Here is an 18,174-nt window from a genome sequence, read left to right on the forward strand (position 1 = left end):
CGCTGATCAAGCCAACGGGTGCGCCGGGCCGACGCCCGTGTCCGGCGTGCGTCTCGGTTCCGCGGCGGTTTCCGAAGGGATGCCGGTTCACCTTCTCGTACAGGGCGTCGGGCGGATTGTTCTCCGGCACGGTCGACTGCACGTTGGCGGGCGGCGATGACGAGTCGGAGATCCCCTGTGCGGCTCGGCCCTCGGCTGTGATGCGGCTTGAACCTAACCACTTGACTGCAAATCTTGTTTTGCTATAGCAAAGTACCTATGTTCAATCTAGCGGGCCGCGTGGTCCTCATCAGCGGCGGCAACGCCGGTATCGGTCTGGCTTTCGCCCGCGGCGTGGCTCGGGCGGGCGGCGACGTCGTCATCTGGGGGCGACGGGCGGAGAAGAACGCGGAGGCGGCGAAGTCGCTGGCCGAGTTCGGGGGCCGGGTGTTCACCCAGGAGGTCGACGTCTGTGACGAGGACCGCGTCGTGGCGGCGATGGCCGAGGCGGTCGAGGAGATGGGCCGCGTCGACGGGGTCATCGCGAACGCCGGGATGATGCGCAACGAGGGCAGCTTCCTGCACATGGACAGCACCGCGTGGCACAGCCTGCTCGCGGTGAATCTGCACGGCGCGTACCTGACGGTGCGTGAGGGTGCGCGGCACATGAAGGCGCGGTACGACGCGGGCGACCCCGGCGGGTCGCTGCTGTTCTGCGCGAGCCTGTCCGCCCTCACCGGGAGCCCCGGGATGCAGCACTACAACGCGTCGAAGGGCGCGATGGCCGCGATGTCGCGCGGCATCGCCGTCGAGGCCGGCCGGTACGGCATCCGCAGCAATGTCGTGTGTCCCGGCCACACGGTGAGCGAGACGGTGCGGATCCCCGAGGACAGCCCTCGCGCCCAGCACATACGCCGGTACAACCCCTCGGGCCGGATGGGCACCGCCGAGGACTTCGAGGGCATCGGCGTCTACTTCATGAGCGACTGGTCGCGCTTCCACACCGGGGACCTCGTCGTCATCGACGGGGGCTGGATGGCCAACGCCGGCAAGACCGACATCACGGAGGTTCCGCTGTGGCCGTGAAAGTTCTCCGCGTCGAGGGCATGCGCGAGGACACGCGCAGCCCCGAGGAGCGCGCGGCGCTGGAAGCCGCCGAGTCGCAGCCGCTCGACATGAGCGTGGGCGCCGTCCTCGAAGCCGCCCGGCAGCGGGCGGGCCTGGACGACTTCGGTCCGCTCGACTTCGTCGAACGGCTCGGCGCTCTGCTGGGCGAGGTCGAGGCCGACGACAACGTGTGGAAGACACACAAGGCCGCGTTCGTCGAGCAATGCGTCAAGGCAGCCGCGAACCGCCTGTTCATCCAATACTTCTGGACGACGCACCCCGAGTCGCAGGCCGTGCCGATCGACCGGCCGGTCAACGTGATCGCGCTGCCCCGCTCCGGCAGCACCCACTTGGAGAATCTGGTCGCCTCCGACCGCCGCCTGCGTCACCTCCCGGTCTGGCTCGCGACGCAGCCCGCACCGAACCCGCACGAGCAGATCGCCCCGGACGGCGCCGACCCGCGCTACGCCAGGGCGGAGGAGCGGTGGGCCCGCCTGAGCTCGAACGAGATCATGGCCGCGATGCACGAGCACTCGCCCGACCACGCGTGCGGCGAAAACGAGCTCCAAATACCGGACTTCGCGAGCTACCAGTGGGAATGGATGGCCCGCGTACCCGGCTTCCGCGACCACTACCTGGCCACCGACCAGACACCGCACTACCGCTACATGCGCGACGTCCTCAAACTGATCGCCCATCAGTTCCCCGACGACCGGCGCTGGATGCTCAAGTCCAACCAGCACGCGGAACAACTCGGCCCGCTCATGGCCACGTACCCGGACGCCACGGTCGTGATGATCCACCGCGACCCCGTCGCCACCCTCACCTCGCTGCTCACGATGCGCGGCCTGGCCCTCAAGGCCGGCCAGCGCGTACCCGACATCGACGCGCACGTCGACTACTGGGTCGACCGCATCGAACGCATGCTGCGCAGCTATCTGCGCGACCGGCACCTGGTTCCGTCCGGGCAACTGGTCGAGGTCATGTTCGCCGACATGGTCGCCGACGACATCAGGACGGCCACACAGGTCCTCGACCAGGCCGGTCTGCCGGTGACCGACGAGACCACCGCCGACATCGACGCGTACATCGCCGCGCACCCGCGCGGCAAGCGCGGCCGGGTCGTCTACGACCTGGAGGGCGACTTCGGGCTGGACACCGACCGGTTGCGCGAGCGGTTCGCGTTCTACACCGACGCGGTCGGCATCCGACCCGAGACCGGAAAGGGGGGCGGGAAATGAAGCAGCCGCTCAACGCCCTCATCGTGAAAGAGGGCGAAGGCCCGCAAGACGCGGTTCCGCTCGGCAACGGCATCTTCGCGTCGAAGGGGATCTCCAACAGCTACCTGGTCACGACCTCCGACGGCGACGTGCTGATCAACACCGGCATGTACTTCGAGGCCGAACAGATCAAGGAGCGCTTCGCGCGGGTCAGCGACGGACCGCTGCGGGTGATCGTCTTCACGCAGGGCCACCCGGACCACGTCGGCGGCTGGTCGCAGATCACCGCGCCGGGTGTCGACACGATCGCGCAGGCCGACCACACGAACGTACGCGAGTACTTCCGGCGCCTCCAGCCGTTCTACGCCCGCCGCAGCAGGCGGCTGTGGAGCCGCGACGTCACGAACGTGGATCCGACGTACCAGCCGCCCGAGCCGGTGGTCACCATCCCGTTCCTCGACAGCCACACCTTCACCCTGGGCGGGCGCCGCTTCGAGCTGTACGCGACGCCGGGCGGGGAGACCACCGACTCGCTGGTGGTGTGGCTCCCTGACGAGCGCACGGTGTTCACCGGCAACATGACCGGTCCGCTGTTCGGGCACGTGCCGAACCTGTACACCATCCGCGGCGACAAGTACCGCAGCGCCATCTCGTTCATCCAGTCGGTGGACCGGGTCATAGGCCTGGAGCCGGAGACGCTGGTCACCGGCCACGGCGAACCGGTACGAGGCGCGGAGGAGATCCGGCGGAGGCTCACGCAAGTCCGAGACGCGACCGAGTACTTGCGTGAGAAGACGATCGAGGGCATGAACGCGGGCACCGACCTGTGGACCCTCATGGCCGAGGCCTCGCTCCCGCCCGAACTCGACATCCCGCAGGGGCACGGCAAGCTGCCGTGGATCGTCCGGTCGATCTGGGAGGAGCACGCCGGCTGGTTCCGGTACGAGTCGACCACCGAGCTCTACAACCTCCCCCTGTCCGGCATCGGCGCGGAACTCGTCGAACTCTCAGGCGGCACCGCGGTGTTCGTCGAACGTGCCGAGGCCCATCTCGCCGCCGGACGGCCCGTGGAGGCCCTGCACTTCGTCGACCTGGTGCTCGCGCAGGAGCCCGACAACCGTGCCGCGCTGTCCGTCAAGCTCGGCGCCCACGAACTGCTGCTGGAACTCAGCGGGCGTGAGAACTTCAGCGAAGTCCGGTGGCTGGAAGCCGAGATCCGCGACACCAAGGAGCAACTGTCGTGACCCACGCCCGGCTTTCGGTGAGCGCGATGTGCACGCATCCGTGGACGTTCGCCGAGGACCTCGCGCTGTGGGACGAACTCGGCATCAGCCAGGCCGGGTTGATCCTCGCCAAACTGGAGGCCCACGGTCTCGCCGATGCGCTGGCCGCGCTGAAGAAGCGCGGCATCAGCGGCACGACTGTCATCACCGGGAACTTCGACCTCGCCGCTCCCGAAACATGGGACTCCACGCGGGTTTTCGTCAAACGGGCGATCGACGTCGCCGCGGACATCGGCGGCACGCCGTACTTCACCCCAGGCGCGGGCGACGGGCGTTCCGTCGACGAGCTCGCCGCGGTGCTTGCCCGGGCCGTCGAACCATGCGTCGAATACGCCGAGTCGCGCGGCGTACGCATCGCCATCGAGCCGACGCTGCGGGCGGACCGGTCGTTCGTCAACACTCTCGCCGGCGGCATCGACGTCGCCCGCCGCGCAGGCATCGGAGTGATCACCGACCTCGGCAACTGCTGGATGGAACCCGGCCTCCACGACGTCGTGCGGAGCGCGGGGCCGGACATCGCAGTCGTGCAGATCGCCGACGCCCTGCCCGGAACGCCCGGCCGGGCCGTTCCGGGCGACGGCGGCCTGGACATCGCCGCCTTCGTGACGACCGCGCTGGAGACCGGCTACACCGGCGCCGTCGAGATCGAAATCGTCGGCCCCCGCATCGACGCGGAAGGACACGACTCCGCGACCCGCCGCAGCGTCGAGCGGGCCAACGCCATCCTCGAAAGGGTCCTGCCATGAGCCGCGCCATCGTCTTCAACGGCGACGAAACCTGGGAATTGCGCGATCTCCCGGTGCCCGACCCGCAACCCGGCGGCGCGATCCTGCGCGTCGAGGCGACCGGCCTCTGCCACAGCGACATCGACCACTTCAAGGGCCACGTGCACACGTCGTTCGGCGGCGCGTTCCCGTCCATCGCCGGGCACGAAATCGTGGGCCGCATCGAGAAGATCGACGCGGAGACAGCCAGGGCCTGGGGTGTCGGGGAGGGCGAGCGCGTCGCCGTACGCGAACTCCTCATCACCCCGAACGGCAACCGCATCTACGGCCACGACTTCTCCGTCGACGAAGGCTCGGGCCTGTACGGCGGATTCGCCGAACACCTCGAACTCCTCCCCGGCTCCGAGGTGTTCCGCATCCGTGACGACCTGCCCGCCGAGGAGCTGACCGTCTTCGAGCCGCTGAGCTGTGCGGTGACCTGGGTGGCCCCGGTCCGCAAGGACGACGTCGTGGTCATCGAGGGCCCCGGCCACATGGGCATGGCCACCATCGTCGCGGCCCGCGCCGCCGGAGCCTCCGCGGTCATTGTGACCGGCAAGTCACAGGACCGGTTCCGGCTGGACGCCGCGCTCAAGGTCGGCGCGGACCACGTCATCGACGTGGACGTCGAAGACCCCGTCGAGCGCGTACGCGAAATCACCGGCAATGCGATGGCCGACGTGGTCGTCGACGCGGCGGCCGGGCACCCGATCACACTGAACCTCGCGATGGACCTCGTCCACAAGGGAGGCCACGTCGTCGTCGCCGGGATGAAGGACCGTCCGCTGGAGGGCTTCCACAGCGACTGGATTCCCACGCGCCGGATCACCCTGCACCCCGGCGCCGGCCTCGACACCCAAGGCGCGGTCGCCCTGATCAACGAGGGCAAGGTCCCCACCGCCGCACTCCTCGGCGACACCTTCCGCCTGGAGGAGTTCGAGCAGGCCTTCTCCCTCCTGACCCGCAAGACGCCCGGCCGCGACACGGTCCGCGTCGCACTGCGGCTCGCCTGAGCCGCCGAAACGAACAGGACCACCAGTCACATGCCACCACTGACACACCTTGAGCGCCTTGAGGCGGAGAGCATCCAGATCTTCCGGGAGGCGGTGTCCGAGGCCGAGCGGCCGGTGATGCTGTACTCGGTGGGCAAGGACAGCTCGGTGATGCTGCACCTGGCGATGAAGGCGTTCCACCCCTCAAAGCCGCCGTTTCCGCTGCTCCACGTGGACACCACGTGGAAGTTCCGGGCGATGTACGAGTTCCGCGACAAGCTCGTCGCCGAACTCGGCGTCGACCTGCTGGTGCATCGGAACCCGGAGTGTGTGGAACGGGGCATCAACCCGTTCGACCACGGCTCGGCGGTCCACACCGACATGTGGAAGACCGAGGGCCTGAAGCAGGCGCTCGACCTGCACGGGTTCGACCTGGCTTTCGGCGGCGCGCGGCGGGACGAGGAGAAGTCCCGGGCGAAGGAACGCGTCTTCTCGGTCCGTTCGGCCGCGCACCGGTGGGACCCCAAGCAGCAGCGCCCGGAACTGTGGCGGCTGTACAACGCCCGCAAACAGCAGGGCGAGTCACTGCGGGTGTTCCCGCTGTCCAACTGGACCGAGCTGGACGTGTGGCAGTACATCCACCGCGAACAGATACCCATCGTCCCCCTCTATTTCGCCGCGCCCCGGCCGGTGGTGGAGCGCGACGGCGCGCTGATCATGGTCGACGACGACCGGATGCCACTCAAATCCGGGGAGGTGCCGCAGCAGCGGAGCGTGCGGTTCCGGACGCTGGGCTGCTACCCGCTGACCGGCGCGGTCGAGTCCACCGCCGACACCCTCACCGGGATCGTGCAGGAGATGCTCCTGACCACCGGCTCCGAACGCGAGGGCCGCGTCATCGACCACGACTCCAGCGGATCCATGGAGAAGAAGAAGCAAGAGGGGTACTTCTGATGGCGCACACCACGAACGACCTGGTGGCCTCGGACATCGAGGAATACCTGCGCCGGCACGAGCGCAAGTCGATGCTGCGGTTCATCACCTGCGGCAGCGTCGACGACGGCAAGTCCACCCTGATCGGCAGGCTGCTGTACGACTCGAAGCTGGTCTTCTCCGACCACCTCGCAGCCCTCGAAGCGGACTCCAAGGCGGTCGGCACCCAAGGCGGAGAACTCGACTTCGCCCTCCTCGTCGACGGCCTCGCCGCCGAACGGGAACAGGGCATCACCATCGACGTCGCGTACCGGTTCTTCTCCACCGAGCGCCGCAAGTTCATCGTCGCGGACACCCCGGGGCACGAGCAGTACACCCGCAACATGGTCACCGGCGCGTCCACCGCCGACCTCGCCGTCATCCTGATCGACGCCCGCAAGGGCGTGCTGACCCAGACCCGGCGGCACAGCTACCTGGTGTCGCTGCTGGGCATCCGGCACGTTGTCGTCGCGGTCAACAAGCTCGACCTGGTCGACTACTCGCAGGAGGTCTTCGAGCGGATCGAAGCCGAGTACCGGGAGTTCGCCGCCCAAGTCGGGCTGACCGACATCGTCTGCATCCCGATGTCCGCGCTGCGCGGCGACAACATCACCGAACCCAGCACCAACACCCCCTGGTACCAAGGGCCTTCGCTGATCGGGCACCTGGAGACCGTCGAGGTCGCCGACGATGCCTCCGCCGGCCCGTTCCGTCTGCCCGTCCAGTGGGTCAACCGCCCCGACCTGGACTTCCGCGGCTTCTCCGGCCAGATCGCCGGCGGCACCGTCGCGCCCGGTGACCGCGTACGCGTCCTGCCGTCCGGACGGGAGTCCACGGTCGCACGCATCGTCACCCGCAGCGGCGACCTCGACCTCGCCCGCGCAGGGCAGTCGGTGACGCTGACCCTCGCCGACGAAATCGACGTCAGCCGCGGCGACGTCATCGCCGCCGCGTCCGAACCGCCGGGAGTCGCCGACCAGTTCGAGTGCCACCTGGTGTGGATGAGCGACGAACCCATGCTGCCGGGACGCTCGTACCTCCTCAAACTCGGCACCCGCACCGTCGGCGCGACCGTCGCCCGCCCCAAGTACACCGTCAACGTCAACACCCTCGAACACACCGCCGCGCGGACGCTGGAGCTCAACGAGATCGGGGTGTGCAACCTCAACCTCGACCGACCTGTGCCGTTCGACCCGTACACCGCGAACCGGGACATGGGCGGGTTCATTCTCATCGACCGGCTCACGAACACCACTGTCGCGGCGGGGCTTTTGCACTTCGCGCTGCGGCGGGCGGACAACGTGCACTGGCAGGCTGTCGACGTGGACAAGCAGGCGAGGGCACGGCAGAAGGGGCAGCGGCCGGCGGTGGTGTGGTTCACCGGCCTGTCCGGCGCGGGCAAGTCCACGATCGCCAACCTGGTCGAGAAGAAGCTCCACAGCGAGGGCTTCCACACGTACCTCCTCGACGGCGACAACGTGCGCCACGGACTGTGCAAGGACCTCGGGTTCACCGACGCCGACCGCGTGGAGAACATCCGCCGCGTCGCCGAGGTCGCCCGCCTCATGGCCGACACCGGCCTGATCGTCCTGGCCTCGTTCATCTCCCCCTTCCGCGCCGAACGCGCCCTCGCGCGGGGACTGCTCGACGACGGCGAGTTCATCGAGGTCCACGTCGACACCCCGCTGGATGTCGCGGAAGCCCGCGACCGCAAGGGCCTGTACGCCAAAGCCCGCCGCGGCGAACTCACCAACTTCACCGGCATCGACTCCCCCTACGAACCGCCGGCGAGCCCCGACGTCCACATCGACGCCGGCGGCACACAATCCGCCGAAGCCGCAGCCGACCAGGTCATCGCCCACCTGAGGCAGGCGGGCGTTCTTGCACCACCCACCGGAGCCTGACATGGACGACCATGCCGCGGCTGCACATTTCGCCGCCCAAGCCGGCGCCCTGCTCCGCAAGATCCGCACCGAAGGCGGCGGCAAACAAGGGGACCGAGAGTCCAACGAACTGCTGCTGCGCCTGCTGGCACACGCACGTCCGGACGACGCGATTCTGTCGGAGGAAAGCGCCGACGACCCCATCCGTCTCCAGCACGACCGCGTGTGGATCGTCGACCCCCTCGACGGCACCCGCGAATACGGCGAACCGCCGCGCGCCGACTGGGCCGTGCATGTGGCCCTGGCGGTCAAAGGAACCCCCGTCGCCGGAGCGGTCGCGCTGCCCGCGGCCGGACTCGTCCTGCACACCGGGGAACCGCCGATCCTCGCGCCTGCCGTGCCCGGCCCGATTCGGCTGGCGGTCTCCCGTACCCGGCCGCCCGCCTGTGTCGACCAGCTCGTCCGACGCCTCGACGCCGCACTCGTGCCCATGGGTTCGGCCGGTGCGAAGGCGATGGCCGTCGTCCGCGGCGACGTCGACGTCTACGCCCACTCCGGCGGCCAGTACGAATGGGACTCCTGCGCCCCCGTCGCGGTTGCCGCAGCAGCCGGACTCCACACCTCCCGCCTCGACGGCTCACCGCTGCGCTACAACCAACCCAACCCCTACCTGCCCGACCTGCTGATCTGCCGGCCGGAACTGACCGATGCGGTGCTCGACGCACTGCGCGACGAATAGCGAAACACCAACAGTCGGGACATTCCGGGCTGCCCCGGAATGTCCCGACCGCGCGCTTGCCCCGGGGTCCCCACTCACCTCCAAGGGGTCCCGGGGGAGCGCACCTCGGTGGCCGACGAGGCTCGGTTGCAGACGAGCAAGGCGACCGGGAGGCACCCCATTCCGCCATCCGTCAGTCACATACGCCGGGATACGCGACGGCCGTCGGGTGTTTTCGCGACGGCCGGTGCGCCACCATTACGCCAGTTCCACGCCGTTCCCCGGGCCACGGGCCGTCACGTCCCCAGAGGTGCTTCCATGTCGTACGCGTTCGACCCCGAACTCGCAGCCGCCATCGAGATGATGCCCGACGTGCCGTGGCACGACCTGCCGGCATTGCGCGGAATGCAGAACGCCTACGTCTCGCAACGATCCCGGGCGGATGAGGTCGGTGTCGTGATCTCCGATGCCTCGGTCCCCGGCCCCGCCGACGCCCCGGACATCACGCTGCGCATCTATCGCCCGCTCGACGCGCCGGACGGACCGCTTCCTGCGGTATACGACATCCACGGCGGCGGATTCGTACTCGGCTCGGTCGAGATGTCCCACGAAGGCAACCTCGAACTCTGCCGGGCACTCGGTGCTGTAGTGACAGCGGTCGAATACCGGCTCGCTCCGGAACACCCGTTCCCGGCGGCGCTGGAGGACTGCTACGCGGGACTGGCCTGGTTCGTCGCGGAGGCACCCCGCCTCGGGGTCGACCCCACACGCGTCGCCCTGCACGGGCAGAGCGCGGGCGCGGGCCTGGCGGCGGGACTCACTCTCTTGGCTCGTGACCGGGGTGGGCCGTCGGTCTGCTTCCAGTACCTGGGCATGCCGGAACTCGACGACCGGCTGGACACGCCCAGTATGCGGGCGTTCACCGACACTCCGGTCTGGGACCGAGGCAAGGCCGAGGTCAGCTGGGACTGCTACCTCGGCCCGGGCAGGCGCGGCGGCGGCGACGTTCCCGCGTACGCCGCCCCCGCGCGCGCCAAGGACCTGGCAGGGCTACCGCCGGCATACATATCGGTCATGGAGTTCGATCCACTGCGCGACGAGGGCATCGCCTACGCCCAAGCCCTCCTGGCCTCGGGCGTGGGCACCGAACTGCACTTGTACCCGGGGACTTTCCNGTCATGGAGTTCGATCCACTGCGCGACGAGGGCATCGCCTACGCCCAAGCCCTCCTGGCCTCGGGCGTGGGCACCGAACTGCACTTGTACCCGGGGACTTTCCACGGTTCGGGAATGGCCCGGCACGCCGCGGTCACGCGCCGCCAGATCACCGAGCGGACTACGGTTCTTCGCCGGGTTCTGCACGGCTGACGGGATCCGTTCGTACGGCGGCGGACGCGTCCCAGGCGGAGTGCGGCCTCGCGAGACGGGCCACGGCACACCGACGGAACCGTGCGGCCGTGCTGCGCGTCGCGAAGGCTGTACGGACGTCCGATTACGGTTCGAAAGGGAGACTCATGCAGGAGTCCGCCCGCCTGATCGTGTGTAGTTCATCTCCGGTTGCGGAGCTGGGGGCCGACGAAGCGTTCAGCTTGATTTTCGGGGACGATGACACGCCGTTGGGTGACCGATGGCGGGTGGGATGGTTGGTCGACTGGCCGGACCTGCTTTCGGACGCTCTTGCCGCGTACGCGGACGAGACAGGCATGCCGGTGCTGTTCACCGAGGGGGCCGGAGACGACGATTTCGTACTGGCGGCGCTTCACCTGCCGGGAACCGGACCGGACGACCCGGCGCTCACGGTCAACTGCTGGCTTGGCCCGAAGGCTGCACGTGAAGCCGGCAACGATCTGGGGGGCTACTCCCCGGACGCCGCACACCAGTTGGCCCTGTGCTGGTCGCGTGCCGCACGACGGGCCGCCGACCCCGGCGCCCTCGCGGTCGCGCTCTCCCGCGAGGGCCTGCCGGCGAAGGACTACCTGAGACTCTTCCTCTACGGCCTGGGCGTCCCGGGCATCGGTGCCGACGATCTACGGCTCCGCTTCGGGCTCAGGGGCGATGTCATCACGCCCCCGGACGACCCGGTGGACTACCAACTCCTGCAGCTCCTCTTGTAGTGGCCAAGCCCCCGGGCGTACCTCGGAGTTGGGTTCGCCGTAACATGCGCCGGTGATTGATCGCGGGGTTGTGCGCACCGGCGCAGCGGTGTTGACGGGGTGGCTTACGTTGGCGGCCTGCGGCGGGCCGGGAGCGGTCGCGGTCAAGGAGGCAGGTTCTGCCACATCAGCGCCGGTGGCCTCGACGCCGGTGACGTCGGCACCGGTTCCCAAGCCTGCCGTGACCACGACAGGCACGCCGACGGCCGAAGCTGCTGCCCCAGGTGCAGCGGCCGCCGTGCCCACAGGGTTGCAGGCCCGCTGGCTGACGTGGGTGGCGTCCCAGCCTGAGGAGAGCAACCCGGTGTCGGATCCGACTGGCGAGTTCTGCGCCCGTGGGCAGGCGGGGGATCTGTGGCTGGTCGCGGGGACGTTCGGCGGAACGGCCCGACGGTCGTGCACGGTTCCCGCCGGACGGAGCATCGCCGGGCCGGTGTTGAACCTGTGGGAAGCCTCCCGCGCAGACTGCGCCGCGTTCTTGAACAACGCACAAGGCCGAGTCCTGGTCGACGGACGCCCGGTGGAGGCGGCACGGGTCGACGCGGAGTCGGTGTCCTTCACCGGGGTCGCGGGCAACACCGTGACCGGGCGCGCGGGCACCGCACGGACGGTCACGTGCGGCTTGTGGTTCACGGTGCCGCCGCTGGCTCCCGGAGACCACAGCCTCACCATCGCCGGCGCCACCGAAGGTTTTTCGCTGCGTGTCGAGTACGCCCTGACCGTGACCGGCTGACACCGGCGCTGTCAACCGCACGGTTCCTCGCACGACCGATCTGAAACTTGGGATGCCTCGCCAACCTATGCTGCGCGCATAGTTCCCCGGAGTCGCGCGTCCCTGGTCGAGAGGTGCGCCGGCCTCGCACCCACACTCCGCCGCGGCACGGGGCAAGCGCGCATGCGGCCTTGGCCTCGGCCTCGGGGTCAGTTGAAGTGCGGGTCGGCCGCGCCACCGACGCCGCAGAGACCTTGGCTGCCGTCGCTGTGCACCGGCCCGGCTCACGCGTAGTATCAGGCCGCTCAACTGCGCCGTACCAAGCAGCAGTTGCGCAAGGTCATCGCCCGGGTCCTGTCGGACGCCATGCCCACCCGATGCTGGGCCGCCAACTGGAACGGATGCGGGTTGACGGACAAGTACAACGCGGCGCAACGTCTCTGGCTGGGCTTGTGGGGAACCCAGCGCCATGTGGCCGAGGTCGTTCGGGACGCTGAGCGGTTCGCCGAGGAGCATCTCGAGGAGACGCGGAAGATCGGCCTGCCTCCGGACACCGCAGACACGGTTCGTGCATCGGCCTTCGCGCTTCACGTGCAGAACCACCAGCTCAACCTGTCCGCCGTACGCTCTTTCCTGAAGTTCCGCGAGGCCATCCCGGTCTTGCTGGAGGCGGAGACCCGGGCGTACGCCGGATACGGACACGCCCGGAAACGGCTCGGGCCTCCCGAGGCGGACCGCCGGGCTCACCAGGCCATGGTTGATTACGCCCTCGACCACGGCATCCCGCCCGACCTGCTCCAAGAACTCCTGAACCGGCGATTCGAGCGCGGTCTCACGCAGGCGGTCAGGACACTGAAGCCGCCCGACCCGGTGCCCGCGAACAAGTTCGAAGCGGCGGCCGCTGCCGCTCGCGCGTTCGACGAGGCGGTGGGCAACGACGCGCTCGCCGACGAGTTCCGGTTCGTCGCGCGGGCGCAGAGCCGGTACGCCGAGCGGCGCCCGCCCATCCGAGCCGGCGACGTCGAGGTGTTCGTGCGCAGGCAGCCCGACCGACCCGAACGGCAGATTGTCGCCCGTCACGGGGACGGCCACGAGGTGGTGCTGGTCCAAGCACATGCGCCGAACATCGTCTTTCCGCGCGTCTATCCGGACGGCTTCTGGCTGGAACCGACGCACGGGCGGTATTTCGTGTATTCGTCCCAAGCGTCGGGGAACGAATCCGGGGCCGGTTTGACCGTCTTGGACACGCGCAGCGGCGACGTGTTGGCCACCATTCCGGGAGCCGAATATCCGGACGTGTCCTGGGAGACCCCCGAAACTTTCGTCTGGGTCGGCGCGGCCGGCGAGATGCAGGCCGCCTGGAGGTTCGACGTGGCGACCGGACGCAAGCAACTCCTGGTCTCAACAAACGACTTCGGCCCCTACGTTCCCCCGCCATCGACGTTCGAGCGGCGGGTCTTCTACCGCTCGGTGGCGGCACGCGGGAAGACACCGGCGGGGGCAGAGCATCCGTGGATGGTCGTGGGCTCGAACCGAGGGCCTCACGGCAGCGCGAACCGGCTCACCCTGTACGACACCAGCCTGGCGCATCCGCGCGCTGTCGAACTCCTCGGCTACTCCGACGAGACTCTCGGGAGCCCCCAGGTCACCGCGGACAACCGGCTGATCGTCGTCGGCTGGAGCGAACAACATCCCCGCGGACGCATCGCCGAGGTGCCACTGGACTTCGACCGGAAGCGGATACCACCCAACGAATGGCGCGACCTCGTGCCCGACGACGGGGAAACCGTGATCCGCGACGTCGTCGCCGCCGACCGCGGGCCGGGCCGGGAACCGCTGTTCGTGGTCAGTCGAACGCGCCACGGGGCCGCGGAGGTCCAGGTCTTCGACGTGGAGACCGGGCGCGGAACCCCGGTGCCGTTGCACGGCCTCGGGCTTCCCGAGGTGTACGCGCCCGACGGCACTCGGTTGCCAGGTCTGTTCGGCCAGATCACCGGCATGACCGTAAACGCCGCCGACGACGGCACGAACATGCTGGAGATCGAGCACTCGTCGATCGTGTCGCCCCCGCGCAGCTTCCGCTTCCAACTCTCGCCGACCGGCGTCTGCCCGGCCGGGGAGATCCGTATCGAGTCCACCATCGCGGACAAGTTGCTGACCGGTGCCAGGACAACGCGCCATACCTTCACGGCCCCCGACGGCACCCTGGTCCGCGGTTGGCTGGTCGAGCACGCGGACGCACCAGGTCAGGGCCCGCTGATGTTCACCTCGTACTCGAACTACTTCGTCGGCAACAACACCAGCAAATTGTTCAACCATGTGCACAGCACGCATTTCGCCGCCGGCGGGCGTTTGTGGATCAACGATGGCCGGGGCACCGGAAGCGACGGCTACCAGCACTACAAGGACGGGGCACTCGAGAACCAATTCGCCGCCGTGATGGACGTCGTCGCAGGGGCCGACCATGTCATCGCCAACGGCATCGCCGCACCTGGTGACATCCATGCGAGTGCGCAGTCCTCCGGTCCGATGGTCATGCTGCGTGCGGTGGCCCAGCGTGCCAAGGCATTTGCCAGCGCCACGCTCCGCAGGCCCGACCACGACTCCTGGCAGGTCCTGATCACCGAGCCTGCGGTTGCCGCCGAATTCGACGCGACGGCCTCGGTCCTCATGTCGTCGCGGCACTACCTCGACCCCGGCATGGACATGCCCGAGCTCACGATCGTCATCGGCGCTCCTGACGACCCGCGCATCGACAGCAGGTCAGCGCACGAACTGGCATGGCAGCTCATGACGACCTTGACCAAGCCCTTACTCCACCTGGCCCGCCCCGGCCGCGGCCACTTCGCCGGCGAACAGGAGGCCGCCGAGGAACTGAGCGCCACCTGGCGCACCTTCGATCACCCCCTGCCGAGTGAACTGCGCCCGGGCCTGCTCACCAAGCCCCGCGACGCGACCCGGCCGGTGAACCGGCTGTCCGCGGCAACAGCGCGAGCAGTTCGCGCCGCCGCAGCGGGACTGTCCGCCATTGCGCAGCTCGCCCAACAGGGCAAGCACGCCCCCGCCCTGCCCGAAAGCGCCCCTGCCAACACGCGGGCACACGCCTCCCACCTCGCACAGACCACACCGCACCCCGCGCCGAAATCCCCACCCAAGTACGCCGATGTGCACCTGGCAGCACGGTTGGGCGGCAGCAACAGAACGACGGCTTGACCCACAGGCCGTTCGCCGGCGCGACGACCCACTCGGGACATTGCCGCAGTACTCCGTCGTCTTCTCGGCCGAGCTGCGGACCGCAGTCCACCGCGTGGGAGACCCGCGGCGCGGACTTCCCCGCCCAGCAGTGGCGAGAGCCACCTGCCGGGATCTGTCCGGGGCCGGGGTCTCCCGACAGATGCGGCCCAACCAGGGCCGGCAAAGACAGACCGAAGAGGGCCAGAAGGCCACCGTCCTGGACGCAACGCGTGCACGCTGGTGGCCTCTGGCCGCCCCAGCCGGGAACGGAGCCTCATGTCCCCGCAGAAGTCCCTTCGCGTCAACGTGCCCGGCTGCAATGGCAAGGTGCTGGCCCGCTCGCTGACGACCGCGGCAGGCAGCCTGACGTCGTGGATCTCCAAGTCCCTCGCCCCTGCCCGTGCGTTCCGGGGTTTCTGCACGCCGATCCGCAAAACGGTTCGGGTCGGCGACCGAATTGGGTTACAGTCAAAGCCGGTTCAGGCGCGAAGTGGCTCCTTGCTTCTGCCCGAGCCGGGGCGGCACAACTTCATGGGCACCTCCCGGTGCGAAGACAGCGGTTCCTTCATTGTTATCCGCGGGTTGGAGGTTAGAGTCCTCCTGGGCCTTCGGGTCCGTAGCTCAATCGGCAGAGCAGCGGAACGAACACCGCAGTCGACCTTGATCTCGGGAGGAGCCGACGCCACGCCGCTTCGGCATCGCGAAATCGCAGAACACCAGAGCGCCGCCAGGATCCATCGGATCTGCGCGCAGGGCGATCGGTCATTCCTCAGGCCGAAGCCGGCGACGAGCGGCCTCAAGCCGCTGGTCATCGTCAGGCGTGAACAGGTCGGGCATCGCGGTCACGCAGGCAGGCGATCCGCCCGAAGTTACCCATCATCGCCACGTCGTCGCCGGCCCCGTGCCTCGGGATGGTCCCCCGGGGACACAGCGGGCGCGGTCAGGCGCGTCCTACGCTGAGCCCGGCAGACCCGCACGCCCGTGCGACGGGCCGGCGAGGAGCGCTCCGACATGACAACCGTCAAGAAGCACGTCTTTCAGCTCACCCCGTGGCCGTGGAGGGACCTCGCATGGGTGGCGGTGCCCGACGGCCTGGAGTTCACGCTGTACGAAGTCATCGCGTACGAGGGCAGGTTGCGGATACCGGCCACCGCCGACGAAGCCGCGCGATGGCAGAGCGCCTTCCAGGCGTTCGACGCGGAACTCCGCGACGCGCACAGCACGGTCCGGTGGGACCACGGGGTGCGCACCCGCGCCGGGCTCATGGTCGACAGCCGCGCCGTCCGACTGCGCCGCTACGACCTGGTGCCCGGTCGGCGCAAGCGCTCCCGCGCCGCCTGGGCACGCTGCGAAGCCCGCATGCGCGCGGCCGACGCCGCCTACCGCCCGATCCGCGAGGAGATCGAACGCCGCCTTGCACGAACTGCGGATTACACCGAGGAATGAACTCCGGTCACTCGCCCGGTTGTTCGCGTGTGGTCGAAGGTCCGCGCGGTGTTCACCGGAGAGTTCCTCGCCAACCCTTGATACCCCCGGTGACCACGGGTTCGATCTGCCTGATGTTCTGGTGTCGCAGGAGCCTCCCGAGACCCGTGGCGGTGGGCGCAGTGATGCGCGGTGGTGACGACGCTGCCGCATCGGCAGGACGGTGAAAGCAAGGTTGTCGCTGTGGGCATCCGGCGCGGGACGCCCAGGCAGTCGGCGGGCCCGTGACGCGGCGCAGCGCGACCGGCGGCCCGTCCGCGGAGTGGTCGGAGCCGGGCGGAGCATCTCGGTCCCACGGTCTCCGGGTGCGGCAGGGCGAGGAGCCGGTCCAGGATGAACGCCACCGGCCCCAGGACCATGGTCCGCCCCGGCAGTCCTGGCAGCCCGCACGCTTCCTTCCTGACATGGAACGGGCCCATCAACTCCCGCGGGGGTGTTGCTCGTTCGTTGCTGCTGTTGACCGAACCGCGTTGCAGGGTCCACAACACCCCCGTGGTGGGCCAGGATCGGTCGTCAGGCGGTGCAGCCGACCAGGACACGATCGCGCACTGACGACCACACACCGAGGAGAGAACTGTGTATCGCCCCCTGTTATCGCTCCGAGCCGCCCTCGTCTTCCTGCTCGCGGGACTTACCGGCGTCGGGGCCGGTGCGCTGACCGCGATGACCGGCCCCGGAGCCCCGCAGTCACTGCTGTGCGGCGCGGGGGCGTTCGGTCTGGCGGTGGGCTTCTTCGACCGCATCATCGGTTCCGGGCATGAGGCCGCCCTTCCGGGCGCGGGCGACGCGGAGGGAGCGCCGACGCGCCTGCCTTCCGCCGGCAGTTGACGGAGGGCGGGATGGGATCGCTTCGTCCCCTGGACACAGGGCTCGCCCAGGAGAGCCGGGACTTCGCCGAAGCGCTCAGGGAGCTGTTCGGTGTGCTCGGTGTCTCCGTCCGGCGCTACGGCGCACAGCGTTTCCGCGATGCGGGCAGCATTTCGAGGTTCCTCGGCGGCACACGTGTTCCGCCGTGGCGGTTCGTCGCCGAACTCCTGGACGATGTGGCCGAGTGCCAGGGTTCGCCCGTGGATGCCGATGCGGTCACCCACCTGCGGCGACTGCACCGAACGGCGCTGCGGCTCAGCGCGGCCACGGCCGGGCCGGCCAAAGTCCTCGAACTCCAACTGGCGGAGGCGGAACTCGACGCTCAGCGCTCCACGATTCAAGAGGAGGTTCTCGGGGACGCCCTGATCGACCGCAACCATCGCATAGTCGAACTCGAGACGCGTCTGACCCAGTTGGAGGAAACGTGGGCCGGAGCCGCTCGGCCGCCGCAGCATACGGTCCTTGAGACGGAGCGCGACGCCCTTGCGATGCAGGTGCGCAGGCTTTCCGACGAACTGGAGACCGCCCGGCGGCGCAATCTGGACGCCGAGGCGCGGTGCGACATTCTGGAGCGCCAACTCGCGGCCTTGGAGCGGCCGGAGCCGACCAGGCCGGCGACTGGAGCGCCCCCGAAGATCCTGCTCGTCGACGACCAGCCGGCCAACCTCCTCGCGCTGGAAGAGGTCATCGCCGCGCCGGGCCACGACGTCGTCTCGGTCCGGTCGGGTAAAGAGGCCGTCAACTTGACCCGGCCCTGAAGGGCCGGGCTTGGAGGTAGGGCGCGGCTGGCTGCCGCGTGGCCTCCT

The 18,174-nt window shown here is 69.0% G+C and carries 14 protein-coding genes and 2 pseudogenes; all 16 read left to right on the plus strand.

Translation table 11 applies throughout. From position 1 onward, the window contains the following. Positions 1–258 precede the first annotated feature (258 nt). The 16 genes and pseudogenes from ACRX5W_RS23215 to ACRX5W_RS23290 all read left to right on the plus strand — a co-directional run bounded on the left by ACRX5W_RS23215 (position 259) and on the right by ACRX5W_RS23290 (position 18,126). Complete coding sequence (locus ACRX5W_RS23215; RefSeq protein WP_436790194.1) at positions 259–1,065, plus strand: SDR family NAD(P)-dependent oxidoreductase; 807 nt, start codon at positions 259–261, stop codon at positions 1,063–1,065. Then, complete coding sequence (locus ACRX5W_RS23220; protein WP_436790195.1) at positions 1,062–2,327, plus strand: sulfotransferase family protein; 1,266 nt, start codon at positions 1,062–1,064, stop codon at positions 2,325–2,327. The genes ACRX5W_RS23215 and ACRX5W_RS23220 overlap by 4 nt, the downstream gene beginning before the upstream one ends. After that, the gene (locus tag ACRX5W_RS23225) at positions 2,324–3,550 is read left to right on the plus strand and encodes an MBL fold metallo-hydrolase (protein WP_436790196.1); all 1,227 of its coding nucleotides are present in this window, start codon (positions 2,324–2,326) and stop codon (positions 3,548–3,550) included. Before ACRX5W_RS23220 ends, ACRX5W_RS23225 begins: the two co-directional genes overlap by 4 nt. Next, positions 3,547–4,335 (plus strand): sugar phosphate isomerase/epimerase family protein, encoded by a 789-nt coding sequence (locus ACRX5W_RS23230; protein ID WP_436790197.1) that lies wholly within the window; start codon positions 3,547–3,549, stop codon positions 4,333–4,335. The genes ACRX5W_RS23225 and ACRX5W_RS23230 overlap by 4 nt, the downstream gene beginning before the upstream one ends. Beyond that, positions 4,332–5,366, plus strand: coding sequence for a zinc-dependent alcohol dehydrogenase (locus ACRX5W_RS23235; protein ID WP_436790198.1), 1,035 nt, complete (start codon positions 4,332–4,334; stop codon positions 5,364–5,366). Before ACRX5W_RS23230 ends, ACRX5W_RS23235 begins: the two co-directional genes overlap by 4 nt. A 27-nt stretch (positions 5,367–5,393) precedes the next feature. After that, positions 5,394–6,299: pseudogene (gene cysD / locus ACRX5W_RS23240) on the plus strand (sulfate adenylyltransferase subunit CysD); the annotation flags it as partial. Further along, the gene (cysN, locus tag ACRX5W_RS23245) at positions 6,299–8,221 is read left to right on the plus strand and encodes a sulfate adenylyltransferase subunit CysN (RefSeq protein ID WP_436790199.1); all 1,923 of its coding nucleotides are present in this window, start codon (positions 6,299–6,301) and stop codon (positions 8,219–8,221) included. The pseudogene cysD and the gene cysN, both read left to right, overlap by 1 nt. Before the next feature lies 1 nt (position 8,222). Next, a complete protein-coding gene (locus ACRX5W_RS23250) occupies positions 8,223–8,939 on the plus strand; it encodes a 3'(2'),5'-bisphosphate nucleotidase CysQ (RefSeq protein WP_436790200.1) in 717 nt (238 codons plus the stop codon). A gap of 384 nt (positions 8,940–9,323) precedes the next feature. Continuing rightward, positions 9,324–9,977, plus strand: a pseudogene (locus tag ACRX5W_RS23255) (alpha/beta hydrolase); the annotation flags it as partial. 119 nt (positions 9,978–10,096) lie between these two features. Then, positions 10,097–10,285: an alpha/beta hydrolase gene (locus ACRX5W_RS23260; protein WP_436790212.1), complete on the plus strand. Its 189-nt coding sequence runs from the start codon at positions 10,097–10,099 to the stop codon at positions 10,283–10,285. A 266-nt stretch (positions 10,286–10,551) separates the two neighbouring features. After that, on the plus strand, positions 10,552–11,031 hold the full coding sequence (locus ACRX5W_RS23265; protein ID WP_436790201.1) for a hypothetical protein: 480 nt from the start codon (positions 10,552–10,554) through the stop codon (positions 11,029–11,031). Positions 11,032–11,308: 277 nt separating this feature from the next. After that, positions 11,309–11,803, plus strand: coding sequence for a signal protein (locus ACRX5W_RS23270; protein ID WP_436790202.1), 495 nt, complete (start codon positions 11,309–11,311; stop codon positions 11,801–11,803). Between the two features lie 309 nt (positions 11,804–12,112). Beyond that, the gene (locus tag ACRX5W_RS23275) at positions 12,113–14,995 is read left to right on the plus strand and encodes a prolyl oligopeptidase family serine peptidase (protein WP_436790203.1); all 2,883 of its coding nucleotides are present in this window, start codon (positions 12,113–12,115) and stop codon (positions 14,993–14,995) included. 1,032 nt (positions 14,996–16,027) lie between these two features. Next, a complete protein-coding gene (locus ACRX5W_RS23280) occupies positions 16,028–16,462 on the plus strand; it encodes a hypothetical protein (protein WP_436790204.1) in 435 nt (144 codons plus the stop codon). A gap of 615 nt (positions 16,463–17,077) precedes the next feature. After that, positions 17,078–17,329, plus strand: coding sequence for a hypothetical protein (locus tag ACRX5W_RS23285; RefSeq protein ID WP_436790205.1), 252 nt, complete (start codon positions 17,078–17,080; stop codon positions 17,327–17,329). Positions 17,330–17,340: 11 nt separating this feature from the next. Continuing rightward, complete coding sequence (locus ACRX5W_RS23290; protein ID WP_436790206.1) at positions 17,341–18,126, plus strand: response regulator; 786 nt, start codon at positions 17,341–17,343, stop codon at positions 18,124–18,126. Positions 18,127–18,174: the final 48 nt, after the last annotated feature.

It is taken from the genome of Yinghuangia sp. YIM S10712, assembly GCF_051388935.1.
In the GTDB taxonomy this organism is placed as follows: domain Bacteria; phylum Actinomycetota; class Actinomycetes; order Streptomycetales; family Streptomycetaceae; genus Yinghuangia.